Annotated in this window: 14 protein-coding genes; 1 reads left to right on the top strand and 13 read right to left on the bottom strand. The window is 47.7% G+C overall.

Annotated features, from left to right (window positions below; genetic code table 11):
- Positions 1-3: 3 nt before the first annotated feature.
- The 4 genes from M3M38_RS05075 to M3M38_RS05060 form a co-directional block, all read right to left on the bottom strand.
- Positions 4-438 carry a MerR family transcriptional regulator gene (locus M3M38_RS05075; protein ID WP_420842622.1) on the bottom strand — a complete coding sequence of 145 codons (435 nt, stop codon included), beginning with the start codon at positions 436-438 and terminating at the stop codon, positions 4-6.
- Between the two features lie 115 nt (positions 439-553).
- On the bottom strand, positions 554-1,720 hold the full coding sequence (locus M3M38_RS05070) for an MFS transporter (RefSeq protein WP_252814868.1): 1,167 nt from the start codon (positions 1,718-1,720) through the stop codon (positions 554-556).
- Between the two features lie 7 nt (positions 1,721-1,727).
- Positions 1,728-4,268 carry an ATP-binding cassette domain-containing protein gene (locus M3M38_RS05065; protein WP_252813784.1) on the bottom strand — a complete coding sequence of 847 codons (2,541 nt, stop codon included), beginning with the start codon at positions 4,266-4,268 and terminating at the stop codon, positions 1,728-1,730.
- 13 nt (positions 4,269-4,281) lie between these two features.
- Positions 4,282-5,601 carry a replication-associated recombination protein A gene (locus M3M38_RS05060; RefSeq protein WP_252813783.1) on the bottom strand — a complete coding sequence of 440 codons (1,320 nt, stop codon included), beginning with the start codon at positions 5,599-5,601 and terminating at the stop codon, positions 4,282-4,284.
- Positions 5,602-5,703: 102 nt separating this feature from the next.
- Here M3M38_RS05060 and M3M38_RS05055 point away from each other — a divergent pair, with 102 nt between their 5' ends.
- The gene (locus M3M38_RS05055) at positions 5,704-6,519 is read left to right on the top strand and encodes a MerR family transcriptional regulator (RefSeq protein ID WP_252813782.1); all 816 of its coding nucleotides are present in this window, start codon (positions 5,704-5,706) and stop codon (positions 6,517-6,519) included.
- Between the two features lie 145 nt (positions 6,520-6,664).
- Here the strand turns inward: M3M38_RS05055 and M3M38_RS05050 are convergent, their stop codons facing one another.
- From M3M38_RS05050 to M3M38_RS05010, 9 genes are all read right to left on the bottom strand, one after another.
- Positions 6,665-7,165 carry a shikimate kinase gene (locus M3M38_RS05050; protein ID WP_252813781.1) on the bottom strand — a complete coding sequence of 167 codons (501 nt, stop codon included), beginning with the start codon at positions 7,163-7,165 and terminating at the stop codon, positions 6,665-6,667.
- Between the two features lies 1 nt (position 7,166).
- Entirely contained in the window at positions 7,167-8,261 is a 1,095-nt protein-coding gene (locus M3M38_RS05045) for a prephenate dehydrogenase (RefSeq protein WP_252813780.1), read from the bottom strand.
- Positions 8,261-9,559 (bottom strand): 3-phosphoshikimate 1-carboxyvinyltransferase, encoded by a 1,299-nt coding sequence (aroA, locus tag M3M38_RS05040; protein WP_252813779.1) that lies wholly within the window; start codon positions 9,557-9,559, stop codon positions 8,261-8,263. Before aroA ends, M3M38_RS05045 begins: the two co-directional genes overlap by 1 nt.
- Positions 9,560-9,561: 2 nt before the next feature.
- Complete coding sequence (locus M3M38_RS05035; protein ID WP_252813778.1) at positions 9,562-10,086, bottom strand: hypothetical protein; 525 nt, start codon at positions 10,084-10,086, stop codon at positions 9,562-9,564.
- Position 10,087: 1 nt separating this feature from the next.
- Positions 10,088-11,257 carry a chorismate synthase gene (aroC, locus tag M3M38_RS05030; protein WP_252813777.1) on the bottom strand — a complete coding sequence of 390 codons (1,170 nt, stop codon included), beginning with the start codon at positions 11,255-11,257 and terminating at the stop codon, positions 10,088-10,090.
- Positions 11,250-11,531 (bottom strand): chorismate mutase, encoded by a 282-nt coding sequence (locus M3M38_RS05025; RefSeq protein WP_252813776.1) that lies wholly within the window; start codon positions 11,529-11,531, stop codon positions 11,250-11,252. Before M3M38_RS05025 ends, aroC begins: the two co-directional genes overlap by 8 nt.
- A 2-nt stretch (positions 11,532-11,533) precedes the next feature.
- Positions 11,534-12,706: an MFS transporter gene (locus M3M38_RS05020; protein WP_252813775.1), complete on the bottom strand. Its 1,173-nt coding sequence runs from the start codon at positions 12,704-12,706 to the stop codon at positions 11,534-11,536.
- A 468-nt stretch (positions 12,707-13,174) separates the two neighbouring features.
- Positions 13,175-15,571, bottom strand: a complete 2,397-nt coding sequence (locus M3M38_RS05015; protein ID WP_252813774.1) for a phosphoketolase family protein — start codon at positions 15,569-15,571, stop codon at positions 13,175-13,177.
- 172 nt (positions 15,572-15,743) lie between these two features.
- Positions 15,744-16,469 carry a GntR family transcriptional regulator gene (locus tag M3M38_RS05010; protein ID WP_252766659.1) on the bottom strand — a complete coding sequence of 242 codons (726 nt, stop codon included), beginning with the start codon at positions 16,467-16,469 and terminating at the stop codon, positions 15,744-15,746.
- Positions 16,470-16,546: the final 77 nt, after the last annotated feature.

The raw sequence follows: 16,546 nt of genomic DNA, 5'->3' as shown, positions 1-16,546 counted from the left end.
CAATTAATTTTCGGTTTTAAATTGTTTTAAATACTCCGCAAAAGATTCCGAATCCTGAATCGAATGGTCCAATTTACCGTCATACCAATCGATTTTATGGGAAAGAATCTCCAAATGATTTTGCGTTTCCCGAATCTGGGCTAAGCTTCGTTCTCGGACGTTTTGTAGTAACTCTTTACGTTGTTCAATGGTCGCATCCCCCTGCGCCCGCCAGGTAATGTACTGTTGAATCTCATTCATAGACATGCCGGTGCCCTTCAGATGCATGAGGAAATGGACCCAGCCGACGTCTTGTTCCGTATAAAAGCGCCGTTGTTTCTGATCCCGATGCGGTACAATCAAATTTTCCCGCTCATAATACCGCAGCGTATACGTTGAAAGTCCCGTTTTTTTTGCAAATTCACCGATGGAATAGTAATCGTTCGCGATGCTAACCAACTCCTTTCCTACTCACAACCTAATGGTATTCCTTAGAGTACACTCTAAGTCAACGTTTAGATTTAATTTTCCTTACAAAAAAAGTCAGCATTCCAGCTGACTTAAATTACATCAATTATTTCGTCCGTAACCGACTGCCATAGTAAGCGCCTAATGAAATTACTAGAAATACTAGCGTAGCCTCAATCGCAACCACGTTAAAGGTTTGAAAGTGGTCCAACAGTCCGACTATCCATAAGAACAACATCGACACCACGCTCCCACAGGTCCCGGCAAAAGAAACTACCGAAGCCACGGCGGTCGTGGGCGATTCACGTTGAATGTCTAATTGAAGTTGATTGCTGTAAATGTTGAATGGCAATAAAAAGAGGCAAATTAAAACCACAAACAGACCCGTGCCCTGATTGAAATAAATTCCACCAATCAATAACGCGGCCATTAAAACCACCAAACTAACCTGATGGTGCTTAAAACTCACCCGGCCAAAGATCCAGTTGCTGAACAGCGCGATGATCTGAAAGACAACGTAGAACAGTCCAAATTGTTTTTTATTAATTCCGGCGTCTAGAAACAACACCTGCCAAAATTGGAAAAAAAGCTGCATGATGATTTGAAACACGGCCAGCAAAAAGATGCTCCGATAGAGACTGGGCGATTTGATGCTCCGTAATTCCGCTAGAATCGTTTTCAGACTGGTTAGTTCGCCCACACTAACTCGTTCATCGCCCCGAAAAAAGAGCACAATCAGAGCTGCCGAAACGATAATTAGTACAATCGAAATGATGTAGAGCGCGTTTTCTAGATAAGCATAAATGAAAGAACCGAGTCCTCCGCCCACCAGGCCACTGATTAGATCCGTGTTGTTAAACCGGACGTTGAACCGTTTAATTAACGTTTCGTTATTCCGATACTTGCGCAAGAAAAAGGTTTCCAACGAGCTACTGATGGAGGCACTACTGATTCCGTAGATAAACCAGGACAAACACAGCACTACGAAAGAGTGCGAGCCCATAATCAAACAGTAAGAAACGGCTAACAGTGCGAGCGCTAACAGGTAAATTTTTTTCTCGGACCAGGTGTCGGTTAAAATTCCGGACGGAAATTCAAACAATAAGACCGCCACCATGAAGAAACTTTGAATGATTGCAATCTCACCGATGCTCATCCCCTTATCCAGTAAAATCACGGTTAACACCGCATGGGGTAGCACCCGGGCAAAGTTATAGAGGAAAAATGAGGTTAGGTAAACCCATAAGTTGCGGTCAGAAGTAACTTTTTTCATCGACACGTTAACCTCCTAACCCAAATTTCTGCCAGTACTGTTCTAAATACTGCGTCGTCAAACTAGTCGGGTGCTGAACTAAAGTTTGCGGTGTGCCAGCTGCCATCAGTTGACCCCCGGCTGCTCCCCCTTTGGGACCCAAATCAATCAGATAATCAGCGTTCGCCACCAGCTCCAGATCATGCGTGATGATAATGATGGTAGCCCCGCGTTGTTTAAGCTGGTTCATGACTCCCAACAAAGTTTGGACATCGAGGGGATGCAATCCAATCGACGGTTCGTCAAACACGAACAGGGTCCGTTCCTGGTGCTTGCCGAGGTGGTTAATCAGTTTCAGTCGTTGGGCTTCCCCTCCCGACAAGGTTGGAGTACTTTCCCCCAAGTGGAAGTAATCAAGGCCAATTTCAGCTAAGGTCTGCAGAGTCCGTTGAATGGCGGGTACTTCTTGAAAGACCGGTAATGCATCCCGGACGGACAACTTGAGTAGGTCCACGATGGAATAGCCGTGCCACTTAATTGCTTGAATCTCATCGTTGTACCGATTTCCATGACACACCGGACAAGTTTGTTCAATGTCTGGCAGATACTGAATGTCTAAAGTAATAACGCCAATTCCACCACAGTGCGGGCAAGCGCCCTTTTTATTGTTGTACGAAAAGTCCGAAACACTGTAGTGATGCTCCTGGGCGGCCGGTAAACCGGCAAACAGCTTCCGTAAGTTATCCATGATGTTTGTGTAGGTGGCTAGACTGGAGCGGGCGTTCTTCCCCACTGGTTTAGCATCGACGCTAACCACGTGATCTAACTGAGTGTCCAAGCGGCGGACTTGTTCCGGCAGTTGCTGACCCCGAGTTTGCGCCGTAATTGCCGGTACCAAACTATCTAAAATCAAACTAGTTTTTCCCGCTCCCGAAAAACCAGTGACCGTCGTAATCTGATTGCCGGGAATCGTAACGGTCACATCGTGAAGGTTAAAGTAATCAGCCACCTGCACCGTGGTATCAAGCTGTTGTGCATCCTGCTGACTAGCCATCTTCTCGTGCATAACTGGTGCTTTTCCAGATAAAAATGGTCCGATTAAAGATTGTGGATCCGACTGTAAGTGCGCTGGCGTTCCTTCCGCAATCACCTGGCCTCCCTGGGCCCCCGATCCGGGACCAATTTCAATAATCCAATCGGCGGCGGCAATAATGTCCACGTCGTGATCCACTACAACCAGGGAATTTCCCTGCGCAATCAAGGCTCGAAAGACGTGGAGAAGTCCTTTCACGTTATCTGGATGCAGTCCGATCGATGGTTCATCTAGGACGTACAAGACCCCGGTGGTCTCGGTCCGCAGGGTTTTAGCTAGTTGAATCCGTTGCAATTCACCAGTCGACAGCGTGTTGCTTCCCCGAGAAAGGGTCAAATAATCCAAACCCAGTTCTAACAACGGATGGAGGGTATCCTGCATGTTGGAAAATAAAATATCGGCCATGTGGTGCATGTCAGCCGGTAGCTCGTGCTTCGTCACGCGTTCCCAATCCGCTAAATCACCCAACGCTAGGTCCGCTACTTCGGCAATGTTCTTTTCCCCGACAATTTGGGTTAATAAATCGGGATTCAGCCGACTACCGTGACAAACCGGGCACACTGAGAAGTGAAAGAACTGGTTAATCTTGTTCAGGGACCGTTCACTCTTGGCCGTTTTCAATGAATCATAAACAGCGGCGTAGGCGTTCTCATACAGCGTGTTATCAGTATGAAAAACTCGTCCGGTTGACGTCCGAAAGTCCACTGGATACTGTTTTTTGGCTCCGTGCAGGACAATGTCTTTTTCGTGGTCCGTTAGGTCCTTATACGGAACATCCGTCCGGACACCCAACGTAGCCGCTACCGTCGGCATGAAGTTACGACCCGGTAAGTGCCAAGACGCCACGGCCCCCTCGTCGAGGGTCAGGTTCTCGTTACCAATCAATTTGCGTTCATCGAGTTCCCGTACCTCTCCCGTTCCATCACATTTAGGACAGCGCCCGGCAGAATTAAAGGAAAAATCCTCGGCCGACTTGATCATAAAGTGAATGCCACACACGGGACAGGTCACCCAACCCATTTCGGGGTTGTCGCCCGGCAAATCCATGACTTGGGCGATGTTCAGACTGGGTTTCAACCGGTGCCCGTTGGGACAAACTGGCGAACCCAACCGCGAAAAAATTAGCCGCACTACGTTAAAAACCTCCGTCATCGACCCCACCGTGGAACGTTCGGACGGAACATCGGGTCGTTGGCGCAGGGCTAAGGCCGACGGAATGTGTTTAACTTCTTGTACTTGTGGCGCTCCCTGATTCTGGCTAATCCGCCGGCGGGTGTAGGTCGAAAGCGCTTCTAAGTAACGACGCGACCCCTCGGCGTACAAGATTCCCATTGCTAACGAACTCTTCCCCGAACCAGAGAGGCCGGAGATGGCCACAAATTGCTTTAAGGGAATGTTGACGTTAATGTTTTTCAGGTTGTGGACGTTGCCACCCCGGACTTCGATTTGAGTAATTTCATTCTGTTTATGGTCCATTACAATATCTCCATTAGTCGTGTTTTTGATGCCATGCTTTAATTTGCTCTAACCGGTCTTTAAAGCGTCGTTCGTTGCCAGAAGTGGTGGGTAAGTAGTACTCACTTCCCTCTAGATTGGGCGGCATTGTTTTCATCGTGGTTAATTTAGCTTGATGAGAATGCGCTAGTTGATAATCTTTCCCATAACCGAGGTCTTTCATTAATTTGGTGGGAGCATTGCGAATTTGCAGTGGAACCGGATCATTGATGGTCTTTTTCACGTCCTTCTCCGCAGCGAGCCGGGCCTTATACAAGGCATTCGATTTGGGTGCTAAGGATAAGTAAGTTACTGCCTCTACCAAGTGAACGTCACACTCTGGCATTCCCAGGAACTGGCAGGCTTGAAACACGTTAATCGCCACGTTCAAAGCATTCGAATCCGCTAATCCAATGTCTTCGCTGGCAAAGCGGACCAACCGTCTCGCAATGTAGAGCGGATATTCGCCACCTGCTAACATGCGGGATAACCAATAAATAGCCGCATCAACGTCACTATTGCGCATCGACTTATGCAGTGCGGAAATTAAATTATAGTGTTCTTCTCCGTTTTTATCGTAGAGTACTGACTTTTGACTAATTAGTTGTGAGAGATCATCAGTCGTAATGGTGACCACGTTTTGGTCCCGCTTGCCATTTAAAACCGCCATTTCTAGCGTATTTAAAGCGGTCCGAGCATCCCCGTTGGAGAAAGTCGCAATTGCCTGTAACTCATTATCACCAATTTTAATGGTTTGGTTGGGAAAACCGTTCGGATGGTTTAAGGCCTGGTGGAGCAGTTTCACAATGTCTGGCACCTGCAGTGGTTTTAACACGAACACCTTACACCGTGATAATAAGGCCGAGTTAATCTCAAACGACGGATTTTCGGTGGTGGCTCCGATTAAAATAATGCTACCTTGTTCCACGTAGGGTAAAAAGGCATCTTGTTGAGCCTTATTAAACCGATGAATTTCATCAACAAAAACAATCGTCTTCTGGCCGACTTCTCGTTCCGTTTCTGCCTGTTGCATTACCTTTTTAATTTTGCTAATACTACTATCCACCGCGCTAAAACTAATGAAATGCGCCTGGGTTGTTTTAGCAATTATTTCTGCTAACGTCGTTTTCCCGGTTCCTGGAGGACCCCAAAAAATCATTGACGAAACCTGGTCGTTTTCGATAAGTTCTCGGAGAATTTTCCCGTGGCCTAACAAAGTTTGTTGCCCCACAAACTGCTCTAAAGTTTGCGGCCGAACCCGACTAGCCAACGGAGCCGTCTCTTCATCATTTGCAAATAGCGATGATTGCCGCAAGGTTATTGCCACCTTTCCTTGATAAACGTCTCTAAAGATTTGATAATTAATTTAATTCCATTATACGATGTAACGTCACGTTACAGTCAAAAAGGAGCAGTTATGCTAAAAATCAGTGAAATGGCGCGCCTTGCTAACACCACCAGGCGGACCTTAATTTTCTATGATAAGCAGGGCATTTTTCGTCCCCAACGGCGGGATGCCCATGGTTATCGCTATTACGATTACAATCAATTATACAATTTAACTTTTATCCTGGGCTTACGCAGCTTGGGCGTTTCATTAGATGAAATTAAAAAACTACAGGGTAAGCACCGACAGGGACTAGCTCCTGATAAACTAGTTGAACTTCAAACTCAGATTAACCATAAAATTGATGAATTAACTGCCATTCAAACGGTGATTAATCATCAACTCCACCAAACTACCACCCCCAAACGACCTTTGGATGAACCGTTTCTGCAAAACGAGATTGAAACGGCCTTTTGGTGTTCCCAGCAATCAGTTAATTGTACGGAGGAGGAAGTGGCGCAATTATTTGCAGAATTTTATCAACAATTTAACCAACTAGCAGTTCTTGATACCAATCAATCTGGATTTTTAACCAACTTAGGCGTTGATCAACCGGATGGCTATCCAACTGCTTCGTTTCGCATCATCCGCGAAGTTCATAAACCAGCTCCAACCGTGATGATTCCCAGCATTACCAAGCCAGCGGGTTTGTTTGTTGGCATCCGCGTTGAAAATACGCTAGCTGGCATTCACCAAGGATTAACCAAGCTTCGGCATTTTTGCCAGCAGCAGCACCTACAGACCGAGAACTATCTGTGGCAAATCAATGACAATAACCAGTTTGTCACAAACGGTGCATCGCAATTTGGCATACTAGAATTTCGAGTTAGCAATCGGGTTAATTAAAGATGGAGTTATTTTAACCATCACCCATTTTCTCTTCTAAAAAAGATCTTTAAAGCAAAAACTACCAATAATTATTAGCAATCTTCAAATTGCTGACGACCATTGGTAGTTTATTTTTATTATCGTGAAAATTTCAGAAAATCTTTTAGTTTAACTGATAATAATTCATGATCTCATTCACAATCGCCTTCGGATCCTGATTAGCGTCCACAACTAAATCAGCACAGCTTTGATAATATCCCTGACGAGAGTCTTTCAACGCCGCTAGTTCCGCTAAATCGAGGTTTTTCGCAATCGGCCGATGCTCATCCGCTTTCACCCGTTCGTAAGCTGTTTCGGGGGCAATCTCTAGTAAAACCACCGGAGCCGCGTGGCACTGTAAAAGTTCCCGATTCTGTTCCTGCGTGGGAACGCCGCCTCCGGTCGCTAAAATCCCCGGTTGATCCAGTTGGGTGGCGAGCGCCTGAGTTTCTAACAGGCGAAACCCTACTTCGCCCTGTTCAGCAAAAATGGCTGCGATGGATCGTTCGGCGGTTTCTACAATCACCTGGTCTAAATCGGTCACGGGCACTCCTAGCCGTTCGCCAAGTAACTGGCTAATCGTGGTTTTGCCACTACCCATGAATCCAATCAAAATTAAATCCATCCTAATCCCTCCTCACAATGTGATACTCGGGCGCGAGCGCCGTCTCCGCCCGTTGGGCATCTGCCGCCGTACTAAAGGTTAGCTGTAAGATTCCGTTGACATCCTCGCGCACTTCCAAAATCTGCAGGTTGACCAAGTTTAGGTGAGCCTGGGCTAATAACGTTGTCACCCGCGCAATGGTCCCCGGTTGGTCCGGAATGTCTAAAAAGAGGTCGTAAAAGCCCGCACCCTGGTTATCATCCTGTTGCTCCAGCTGTTGCCGACTTTGTTGGGCGCTTTGAAAGTACTCCCAGAGAGCCGGACCATCCTGCTGGTTAATGGCAGTCTGGACCCGTTGCAACGTTTCAATGTAAGCAGCTACTTGGTCGCTTACCACCGGACCATTGTTGAGCAAAATCGACTGCCACATCGTGGGATCAGCCGCTGCAATCCGGGTCATGGATTTAAAACCACCGGCTGCCACGCGCAGTCCCAACGAATCTGATTGCAGTGCCTGCTTACTCTGATTAACCAGTCCAGCCGCCAACACGTGCGGTAAATGGCTAACCTGCCCCACCAACCGATCGTGGCGTTCGGGCGTAATCTGGACAAATTTGACTTTCGTTCCAGCAAGCAAGTGTTGTAGTTGCTGCGCTGCGGCTCGTTCGGCACTACTTTGCGGAGTTTGAAAGTAGAAGGCATTTTCAAATAAATCGGCGCGCCCAGCGCGTGCTCCCGTTTTGTGAGATCCGGCCATCGGATGACCACCAACAAAGACCGCGGGGGTGGCCGCTAATGCTTGACTCGCTTTCACCACGCTTTGTTTTGTGCTGCCCACGTCGGTAACAATCACACCCGGTTGAAGTGGCAACTTTGCCAACGCACGCAACGTTTGCTTAATTTGATCCACTGGGGTCGCTAAAATAATCACATCTGCTTCAGGCGCCCGCTCTAAGCCGGTGCTCGTTTGATCTAGCAACTGGTGTTCCCTTGCATATTCAATTTGCGCAGGATTATGGTCACTCCCGATGATGGTTACCGGTTCAGCTTCCTGCCGGAGCACCCGCGCCAGCGAACTTCCTAACAAACCAAATCCGTGAATGAAAACCGTTGTCATTAATGATCCTCCCGTAGTTGCTCTAAATCAGTGAAAAATTGGGGATAGGAAACCGCTACGGCCTCCTCATTTTGCAGAATCAACGGCGTGTGACTCCGTAACGCTGCGATTGAAAGCATCATGCCAATTCGGTGGTCCCCATGGCTATCCAGTTTTGAATCCTGGACATCCCACGCCGGACGCCCGGTAATCGCCAATCCGTCGGGATACTCGGTCACCGCGACCCCCAGTTTCTCTAGTTCCGTTTTCAGCACCGAAATTCGATCGGTTTCTTTAACCCGTAACTCGACAGCGCCGCGAATTGTACTGGTCCCGTCTGCCGTAGCGGCTAAGAGTGCCACCAGCGGAAGCTCGTCAATTACCGCCGGAATGTCAGAAGCCGTCAGGTGAATTGGTTGTAACTGACTGCTACGAACCAGCAAATTACCCCGGGGTTCTCCAGTGGTTGGAATCGGTTCGATGGTAACATCCGCTCCCATCTGGTCTAAGACCCGTAGAATGCCGGTCCGGGTTGGGTTTAAGTTAACGTTCGTCAGTTTCACTTCGGACTGTGGGACAATGGTGGCCGCCACCAAAAAGAAGGCGGCTGAGGAGAGGTCCCCGGGCACCACCACGGTCTGCCCGGTTAAGTGTGGCTGCGGTTGCAGCGTAATGGTGCGTTGATCCGCGGACGTTGTGATATCCGCTCCAAACTGGCGCAGCATGATTTCCGTATGATCCCGGGTGGGCAGTTTTTCTACTACCACCGTGGGCGTCGGCGCGTTGAGACCCGCTAGGAGCACCGCACTCTTCACCTGCGCGCTGGCGACGTTCAACCGCACCGTGCCACCATGAACCGGACCACCGTGGACTTGGGCTGGCAGCGTTCCAGCTGCAGTGAGGTCAATTCTAACGCCCAGTTCTGCCAACGGCTGCGTAACCCGCTGCATCGGCCGACGTTCTAGAGAATCATCCCCCACCAGTTTGCTGGTAAATGACGTCCCGCTCAAAAGTCCCATCAATAAGCGCGTCGTGGTTCCAGAATTCCCCATTGCTAACGACGTTGCGGGAGCCACGAAGTTGCCAGCGCTTCCCTTACCGTGCACGGTCACCATAGTTCCTTTCCGTTCAATCGGAACACCGACGTCCCGCAATGCTTGTAACGTGTGCTGACAATCTTCTCCGGTTAACCAATGTTCGATAGTCGTGGTTCCCGTGGCCACCGCGCCCAGCATCAGGGCTCGGTGAGAAATACTCTTGTCCCCGGGCACCGCGAGCTCTCCGTGCAGTCCGTGGGGGGCTTGCTCTAACTTGCGCATCTTTACTCCTCCTGTTCTTGGTAAACCGTCCAGACCATGTCGACGTCCCACCGGTTTAAGATTCGTTCTTGCGGGTCTAAATTAGCTTGATTGGTAATGCAAAATTCCCCATCGTTCCGATAGGCTTGGTAGGCAGCCCACTTGCTCGCAGCAAAGCGCCGTTCATGTTGGTCGTCAACCAACCGCCGGGCTAATTCTGCCGTCGCGGGATGTAAATCGATGAACCCCGTCTGGCGCTGACTCTGGACCAAAACCAACGGATCGAGCGGATGGGAAAAAACATCAACCAACTGCCACCGTTCCAGATAACGATAGTGTAAAGCACCCCAGTCGGTTCCATCCGCTAGTTGCAGCGCCGTCGGTAGTAAAATTTGTTCCCCGGGGTACTTCGTAACAGCGGCAATGGCCGCGGCAAAACTAGAATGCAGCATGATTTGATATTCATGCTCCGGATGGCGTTCGACATAAGCCTGCGCAGCGCGATAACAATCAGTGGTTTGTGGTCCTAACGTATGCACCCGCGTCATCTTAATAATCCGCTAATTCCTGGCGGTAAGCCGCCACTTGTTCCTGTAACCGGCCTAAAGTGCTGCCATCAAAGGTCTCCGTCAGGACCTTGGCCAGTTCAATCTCTACCACGCTTTCGATTACTAGGGAAGCTGGCACAATCGCAGTCGTATCCGAGCGTTCCACGTTCGCTTTCTTGGCTTCCTTGGTGTTCACATCCGCGGTCTGTAACGGTTTATACAGAGTCGGAATTGGCTTCATTGCGGCATTCACGATGATCGGCATTCCGTTTGTCATCCCACCTTCAAAGCCCCCGAGATGGTCACTTGCACGCGACCAGTGCTCCGTTTCGTCCCAGTTAATCGGATCCATGACCTGGCTTCCGAAACTTTGGGCGGCCGTAAAACCATCCCCGATGCTAACGCCCTTCATCGCGTTGACACCCATCACGGCTGCAGCGAGTTTCGCGTCTAACTTGGTATCCCAGTTGACGTAACTCCCTAATCCGGCGGGTACGTTTTCAGCAATCACCCGAATGATGCCGCCGACGGTATCGCCATCACGTTTCGTTTGGTCAATCAAATCGTGCACCGCAGTGACCTCCTCCTGATCGACCATCCGGAGGTCGTTTTGTTGAATTGCAGCGGTCACCCGCGCCACATCGTGAGTCGGAACTTGCTCGCCACCGATGGAACCCACCTGTGTTACAAAGCCCACCAGATCGATGTCTAACTGCCGGAGCAGTTGCTTACAGATGTTCCCAATGGCCACTCGCATCGCGGTTTCCCGCGCCGACGACCGTTCCAACACGTTCCGCAGGTCGCGGTGCCGGTACTTCATTCCGCCTACCAAATCCGCGTGACCGGGTCGCGGCCGTTCTACCTTCCGCAGCGTGTTCTGCGACGTTTCTGGAGCGGTCGGATCCATAATCTGACTCCAATGAGCGTGATCGCGATTTTGGATTACCAGTGCCACTGGACTCCCGAGGGTAATCAGATGCCGAACCCCACCCACGATTTGAACCTGATCGTGCTCAATTTTTTGTCGATTTCCCCGGCCGTAACCCCCTTGGCGGGCTGCTAACGCGGCGTTAATTTCATCCAAATCCAATTTCAGTCCGGCGGGAACTCCCGTAATGATCCCGGTTAATTGGGGACCGTGTGATTCTCCGGCAGTAACGTAATTAAGCATGTTGATCCTCCTGTTCGTCTTCTTCTAATTTTTTGGTGGCTTGCATGATGGCGGCATAAATCTCAGTTAAATACGGAACTAATTGTTGCTGCTCCGCCTGTTTCTGAATGTGTTCATAGACCACTGCTTCGCGCCGTGAATCATAAATCGGTTGGTGCTGCCGTGCTTTAGCGGTCGCAATTTCAGTGGCAACGGTTAATCGTTCTTCCAGCAACGAAATCAGTTGCTCGTCCATCTGGTTAATCCGATGTCGTTGTTGTTCTAATGGTTCCATGGTTAATCCTCCTTGCGTAATAATAAAAACGTAACAAGCGTTAAGCCTACTCCCAAGGCTGCCACCAGCACATCAGCACTAAAAGCACTCCGAATGCTGGTTCGGGAGAGCCAGCCACTCAATAGTGGGACTAACAATGACGCTAAACTCCCGAAAAAGTAGAACAATCCGGTTACCAACCCACGATGGCGCGGATATAGTTTCATGAAGAGCGTCAGACCAGTTTGCATTACTCCACCTGCGGCACAAAAGCCAAAGAGAATACCGCCAATTGCCACGACCAACGGCAGTTGACCCCAACTAACCATCAGCAATGAAACCAAAGCTCCTCCATTAAGAAGGACTAACAGTAATTTTTCTGCTACTTGGCGTTTTAACAGCCAGTACAACACCAATACCCCGCTGATTGAACCGATGCTGTATAGCGACAGTAATAAGTGGGCCAATCCGGTGGAAAAGTGCAGACTTTGCTGGGCAAAAAGGGTAATCCACTGCGTGAAACAGATCATCACCGCCATGGAGGTAAACCCGTAGACTAGGAGGAGCGCTGTCACTATCCCCCGCCGGTTGCGGGTCAATACTGGTTGGACGCTCGTAGCTTCCGTAGTAACACCTGATTGGACCTTGGGGAAATGCAACGGAATTAAATTAACTAGGTTAACAACTAACAAAAGTGCCATTAGAACAAAGGCCCAACCATACCACCAGCGATGATCGTGTAAGGCAACCACAATTAACGGTAGGATGAATTCTCCGGCTGACATAAACGCCTTGATTAAAACCGTTCCGGCTCCGTTACCATCGTTTAACTCCACCAACGTGGTGTATGTTCCCGTATCTAAAGCTGAATTGGACATCCCGGCAATAATAGCTAGTCCGTACGCAATCACTAAATTAGGCGTTAAGACCATGCCGAGGGCAAAAATCAGGTACCCGACCATCCCAAGATAAACAAAGAGCTTGCGACTCAGTCGGTCAGCGAGCAAACCGGTCAACGGATAAGCGATTAACCGCCCAATCCCAACTCCCGACATAACGTAGGAGACCACCGCAATCGTGGTCTGCCAGCTAGTCGCTAAACTGGTCATATTTTGGGCTAAAATAATCAGTGCAAACCCATGAATGAAATAATTGAAGTATAAGCTCCAGCTTAACCGCCGTTTATGAATTTCCATAACTACTCCCTTCTTAAACAACAAAAAAACCAGCCCGGCTAACCTGAAGCTAGTCTGACTGGTTTTAAAATTGCATTTGTGGAATTAAAGATGCTTCCCGTGGCAATTAACGATGAGTCCCAGTTAGATTAACTATGGTTAGCGCATCTAACTGAGTAACTTAAACCTACTCCGCTTAGATACGAACGGTCCCGTTCGCATCTAAATTCCTGCGAACGGCTACTGAAAATAAGCGAAGTTATAAAAGTTGACCCACATGGTCGTCATCGTTACCTTCCGAGTTGGCATGAGTTTAATTCCTTTCTGAAAAGATGATGTTTTTATTTAAACACGAAAATCCATGGCTGTCAAACCCATGTATCAATTTTTTTCTACTTCAAAGCTTCAAAATCAGAACCATCATTCGTAATTAAACGCATAATAAAAAAGACCCGCAATGCGAGTCTTTTTCATCAGCTCGTTACAAGCTTATTTGTTTAATGGTTCCCATTTCCAGTTCGTTACTTCTGGTAAATCAGTACCAACTTCGCGGATGTAACGGTTGTGCTTGTCTACCATTGCATTCATCTTTTGGATGAATTCTGGGTGCTTTTCAGCTAAGCCAGGCACATTTTCCACAACATCTTTAGCAAGGTCGAACCGGTCTAATTGGTTCAAGACCCGCATGTCGAATGGAGTAGTGATATCACCATTTTCACGGTAACCGTGCACGTCAACGTTGTGGTTGTCACGGTCAAAGAAGATCGTTCTGATAATGTCTTCAAAACCGTGGAAGGCAAACAGAACTGGAGTATCAGTGGTGAAGTAGCTGTTAAATTCAGCATCACTCAAGCCACGAGGGTCAAACTTAGGACTCCGCAACTTCAGTAAGTCAACCACGTTGATAAACCGAATCTTCAAGTCTGGGAAGCTCTTGTGCAAGATTGAAATAGCAGCTAATGCTTCCAGCGTTGGTTCAACTCCGGCAGAAGCAATGACGATGTCAGGCTTTTCACCGTTGTCAGTTGAAGCCCATTCTACCTTACCAAGTCCGTTGTGAACTAAATCAGTAGCTTCGTCAATGTTAAACCATTGTGGACGTGGGTGTTTTGAAGTGGTGATCAAGTTGATCTTTTCGTAATCTGAGAAAGCAACATCAGCAGTAGCTAATAACGTATTAGCATCAGCTGGGAAGTATTCCCGGATGAAAGCTGGTTTCTTTTCAGCCAAGTGGGTAATCATACCTGGATCTTGGTGAGTGTAACCATTGTGGTCTTGTTGGAAAACAGTTGACGAATCAATGAAGTTCAATGATGGGTATTGTTTTCTCCACTTCATTTCTGAAGCTTTCCGTAACCACTTGAAGTGTTGGGTCAGCATAGAGTCTACTACTCGTCCAAAGGCTTCGTAAGTTGCAAAGAAACCGTGACGACCAGTTAAGACGTAACCTTCTAACCAACCTTCGTCATCGTGTTCGGATAATTGAGAATCAATAATCCGACCATAGTGAGCCATGTGTTCGTCGTATGGTTCGTCAATTTGACGTTCCCATTGACGGTTAGTGGTTTCAAAGACACCCCAAAGCCGGTTTGACCAAGCTTCATCAGGTCCAAAGGCCCGGAAGTTGTTCGGGTTCTTCTTCATTGTGTCACGAACCCAGTCAGACCAAACGACCATGTCCATTGCTTCAGTAGCACCTGGAGTTTGAACGTCAACAGCGTAGTTTTTGTAATCAGGCAAGTCTAATGGTTGCGGGTCAATTCCACCGTTAGTAATTGGGTTAACTGACATACGCTTGTCGCCCTTAGGTGCTAATTCTACCAATTCTTCCTTGATAGAACCGTCTTCGTTAAATGATTCTTCTGGCTTGTAGCTTTCCATCCATTTAACAAATTCGTCAGCAGTTTCCATGTTGTCAGAGCTTAATGACAATGGAACTTGGTGAGCACGGAAGGAACCCTCGATTGGTAAGCCTTCTGGGTTTTCCTTTGGACCAGTCCAACCCTTAGGGGAACGGAAGATAATCATTGGCCATTGTGGACGAGTTGCTGTTTCAGCAGTTTCGTTTTCACGAGCGTTCTTTTGAATGGCCTGAATGTCTTCGATGGCAGCATCCATTGCTTTAGCTAATTTTTCGTTAACTTCGTCAACGTCAGTTCCGTGAGGTTCGTTCGTTTCAACGAAGTATGGCTTCCAACCTAAACCTTCAAAGTATTTTTGTAAGTCTTCGTCAGAAGTCCGGTTAAAGATCGTTGGGTTAGCAATCTTGAAACCGTTCAAGTTGATAATTGGAAGTGCAGCACCATCAGTAACTGGGTTAATGAAGTTGCTTGAGAACCATGAACCAGCTAAAGGACCAGTTTCAGATTCACCATCACCGATTTCAACGGCAGCGATTACATCTGGGTTATCCAAGATGGCACCAACCCCGTGAGAAAGTGAGTAACCTAATTCTCCACCTTCGTGGATTGAACCTGGTGTTTCTGGGGCAGCGTGAGAAGCAATTCCACCTGGGAAGGAGAATTGTTTGAACAACTTAGCCATACCCTTTTCGTCTTGGGTGATTTCTGGATAAATGTCAGAATAGCTTCCATCAATGTATGAGTTAGAAACCATTACTTGGCCACCGTGACCAGAACCTTCAATGTAGAACATGTTGAGGTCGTACTTGTTAATTACACGGTTTAAATGGGTGTAAATAAAGTTTTGTGATGAAATCGTACCCCAATGTCCAATTGGTTTAACCTTAACGTCATCTGCAGTTAAGGGTTCCTTAAGTAAAGGATTGGCACGTAAGAACAATTGACCAACTGATAAGTAGTTGGCAGTGTTCCAGTATTGCTTCATTCTGTCAAGGTATTCTTTTGAATCATAATCTACTGACATGCAATAACACTCCTTTTTAATATTATCAACCTAACGGCTGAAGAAACAGTCTGAATGCGCTCTCATCCGCACTCAACTACAACATCTATCTTAACAACTTTTATTGAAAAGTCAAACAATTCAGCAATTGGTACGTATCAATTTATAGAAATTTAACCAAATCGTTTTTACCCTAATTAGGCAGGTCCACGAAGGTGTTATAGCTAAAGTAAGAGTAGTGAACCCGCATCTTCGACAGTTCAAACGGCGTCCCGTTATCCAGGAAAAAGATGCCTTCCATGATGCCCACCGGTTCGGTCGCGGTCAGGTGCAACAGTTCTTGATCGTTAGCGTTGCTCGGTTCAACCTTTAACGACATCACCGCCTTGGTTCCGGTATGGTGCAATTCCTTGGCAAAGTAAGCAAACAAGGACCCAGCCACGATTTCTCTGGTCAATGCCGGTGCAATCTTAATCGGAATGTAGCTCGTTTCGATAATAATCGCTTGGTCGTTTAACAGCCGGAGTCGTTTAATTTCGTAGACAAACTCTTCGTCCTGTAAAAACAGACTTTCCTTGACCTCAGCGGGCGCGGGAATCACCTGAAAATCCAGCACCCGAATGCTGGGTTCGTACCCCTCCGTTTTCAAGTTGTTGGTAATTCCTAAGTTCGAACCTTCGTAGCGAAAAATCGATTTGTTCTTAAGGTACAACGGGTTCACAAACGTTCCCGATCCCCGTTTTTTAAAGATGACCCCCTGCTGAGCCAAAATGCTGAGGGCGCGCTTAATCGAACTGCGACTAACCTGATACGTTTCGCTGAGGGTCCGCTCGTCTGGCAAGCGATTATTCGTAAACTGGCCGCTCCGAATTTGTTCTTTCAATTTTTTCATTACTTTTTGATACACTAAATCAGCCACAAACAACCTACCTCATTTTTCATTGAATAATTAGAGTATAGCAGAATTACGGTGCCAACTGGAATCCGGCATTAAAA

Origin of the sequence: Fructilactobacillus cliffordii (assembly GCF_024029355.1) — a bacterium.
GTDB classification, from domain to species: Bacteria; Bacillota; Bacilli; order Lactobacillales; family Lactobacillaceae; genus Fructilactobacillus; species Fructilactobacillus cliffordii.
This window is presented reverse-complemented; position numbering and strand designations above follow the sequence as displayed.

Bases quoted from the DNA above. Each gene is read 5' to 3' on its own strand.
- M3M38_RS05070 (WP_252814868.1), bottom strand. From the start codon at position 1,720: ATGAAAAAAGTTACTTCTGACCGCAACTTATGGGTTTACCTAACCTCA.
- M3M38_RS05065 (WP_252813784.1), bottom strand. From the start codon at position 4,268: ATGGACCATAAACAGAATGAAATTACTCAAATCGAAGTCCGGGGTGGC.
- M3M38_RS05055 (WP_252813782.1), top strand. From the start codon at position 5,704: ATGCTAAAAATCAGTGAAATGGCGCGCCTTGCTAACACCACCAGGCGG.
- M3M38_RS05050 (WP_252813781.1), bottom strand. From the start codon at position 7,165: ATGGATTTAATTTTGATTGGATTCATGGGTAGTGGCAAAACCACGATT.
- M3M38_RS05045 (WP_252813780.1), bottom strand. From the start codon at position 8,261: ATGACAACGGTTTTCATTCACGGATTTGGTTTGTTAGGAAGTTCGCTG.
- aroA (WP_252813779.1), bottom strand. From the start codon at position 9,559: ATGCGCAAGTTAGAGCAAGCCCCCCACGGACTGCACGGAGAGCTCGCG.
- M3M38_RS05035 (WP_252813778.1), bottom strand. From the start codon at position 10,086: ATGACGCGGGTGCATACGTTAGGACCACAAACCACTGATTGTTATCGC.
- aroC (WP_252813777.1), bottom strand. From the start codon at position 11,257: ATGCTTAATTACGTTACTGCCGGAGAATCACACGGTCCCCAATTAACC.
- M3M38_RS05025 (WP_252813776.1), bottom strand. From the start codon at position 11,531: ATGGAACCATTAGAACAACAACGACATCGGATTAACCAGATGGACGAG.
- M3M38_RS05020 (WP_252813775.1), bottom strand. From the start codon at position 12,706: ATGGAAATTCATAAACGGCGGTTAAGCTGGAGCTTATACTTCAATTAT.
- M3M38_RS05015 (WP_252813774.1), bottom strand. From the start codon at position 15,571: ATGTCAGTAGATTATGATTCAAAAGAATACCTTGACAGAATGAAGCAA.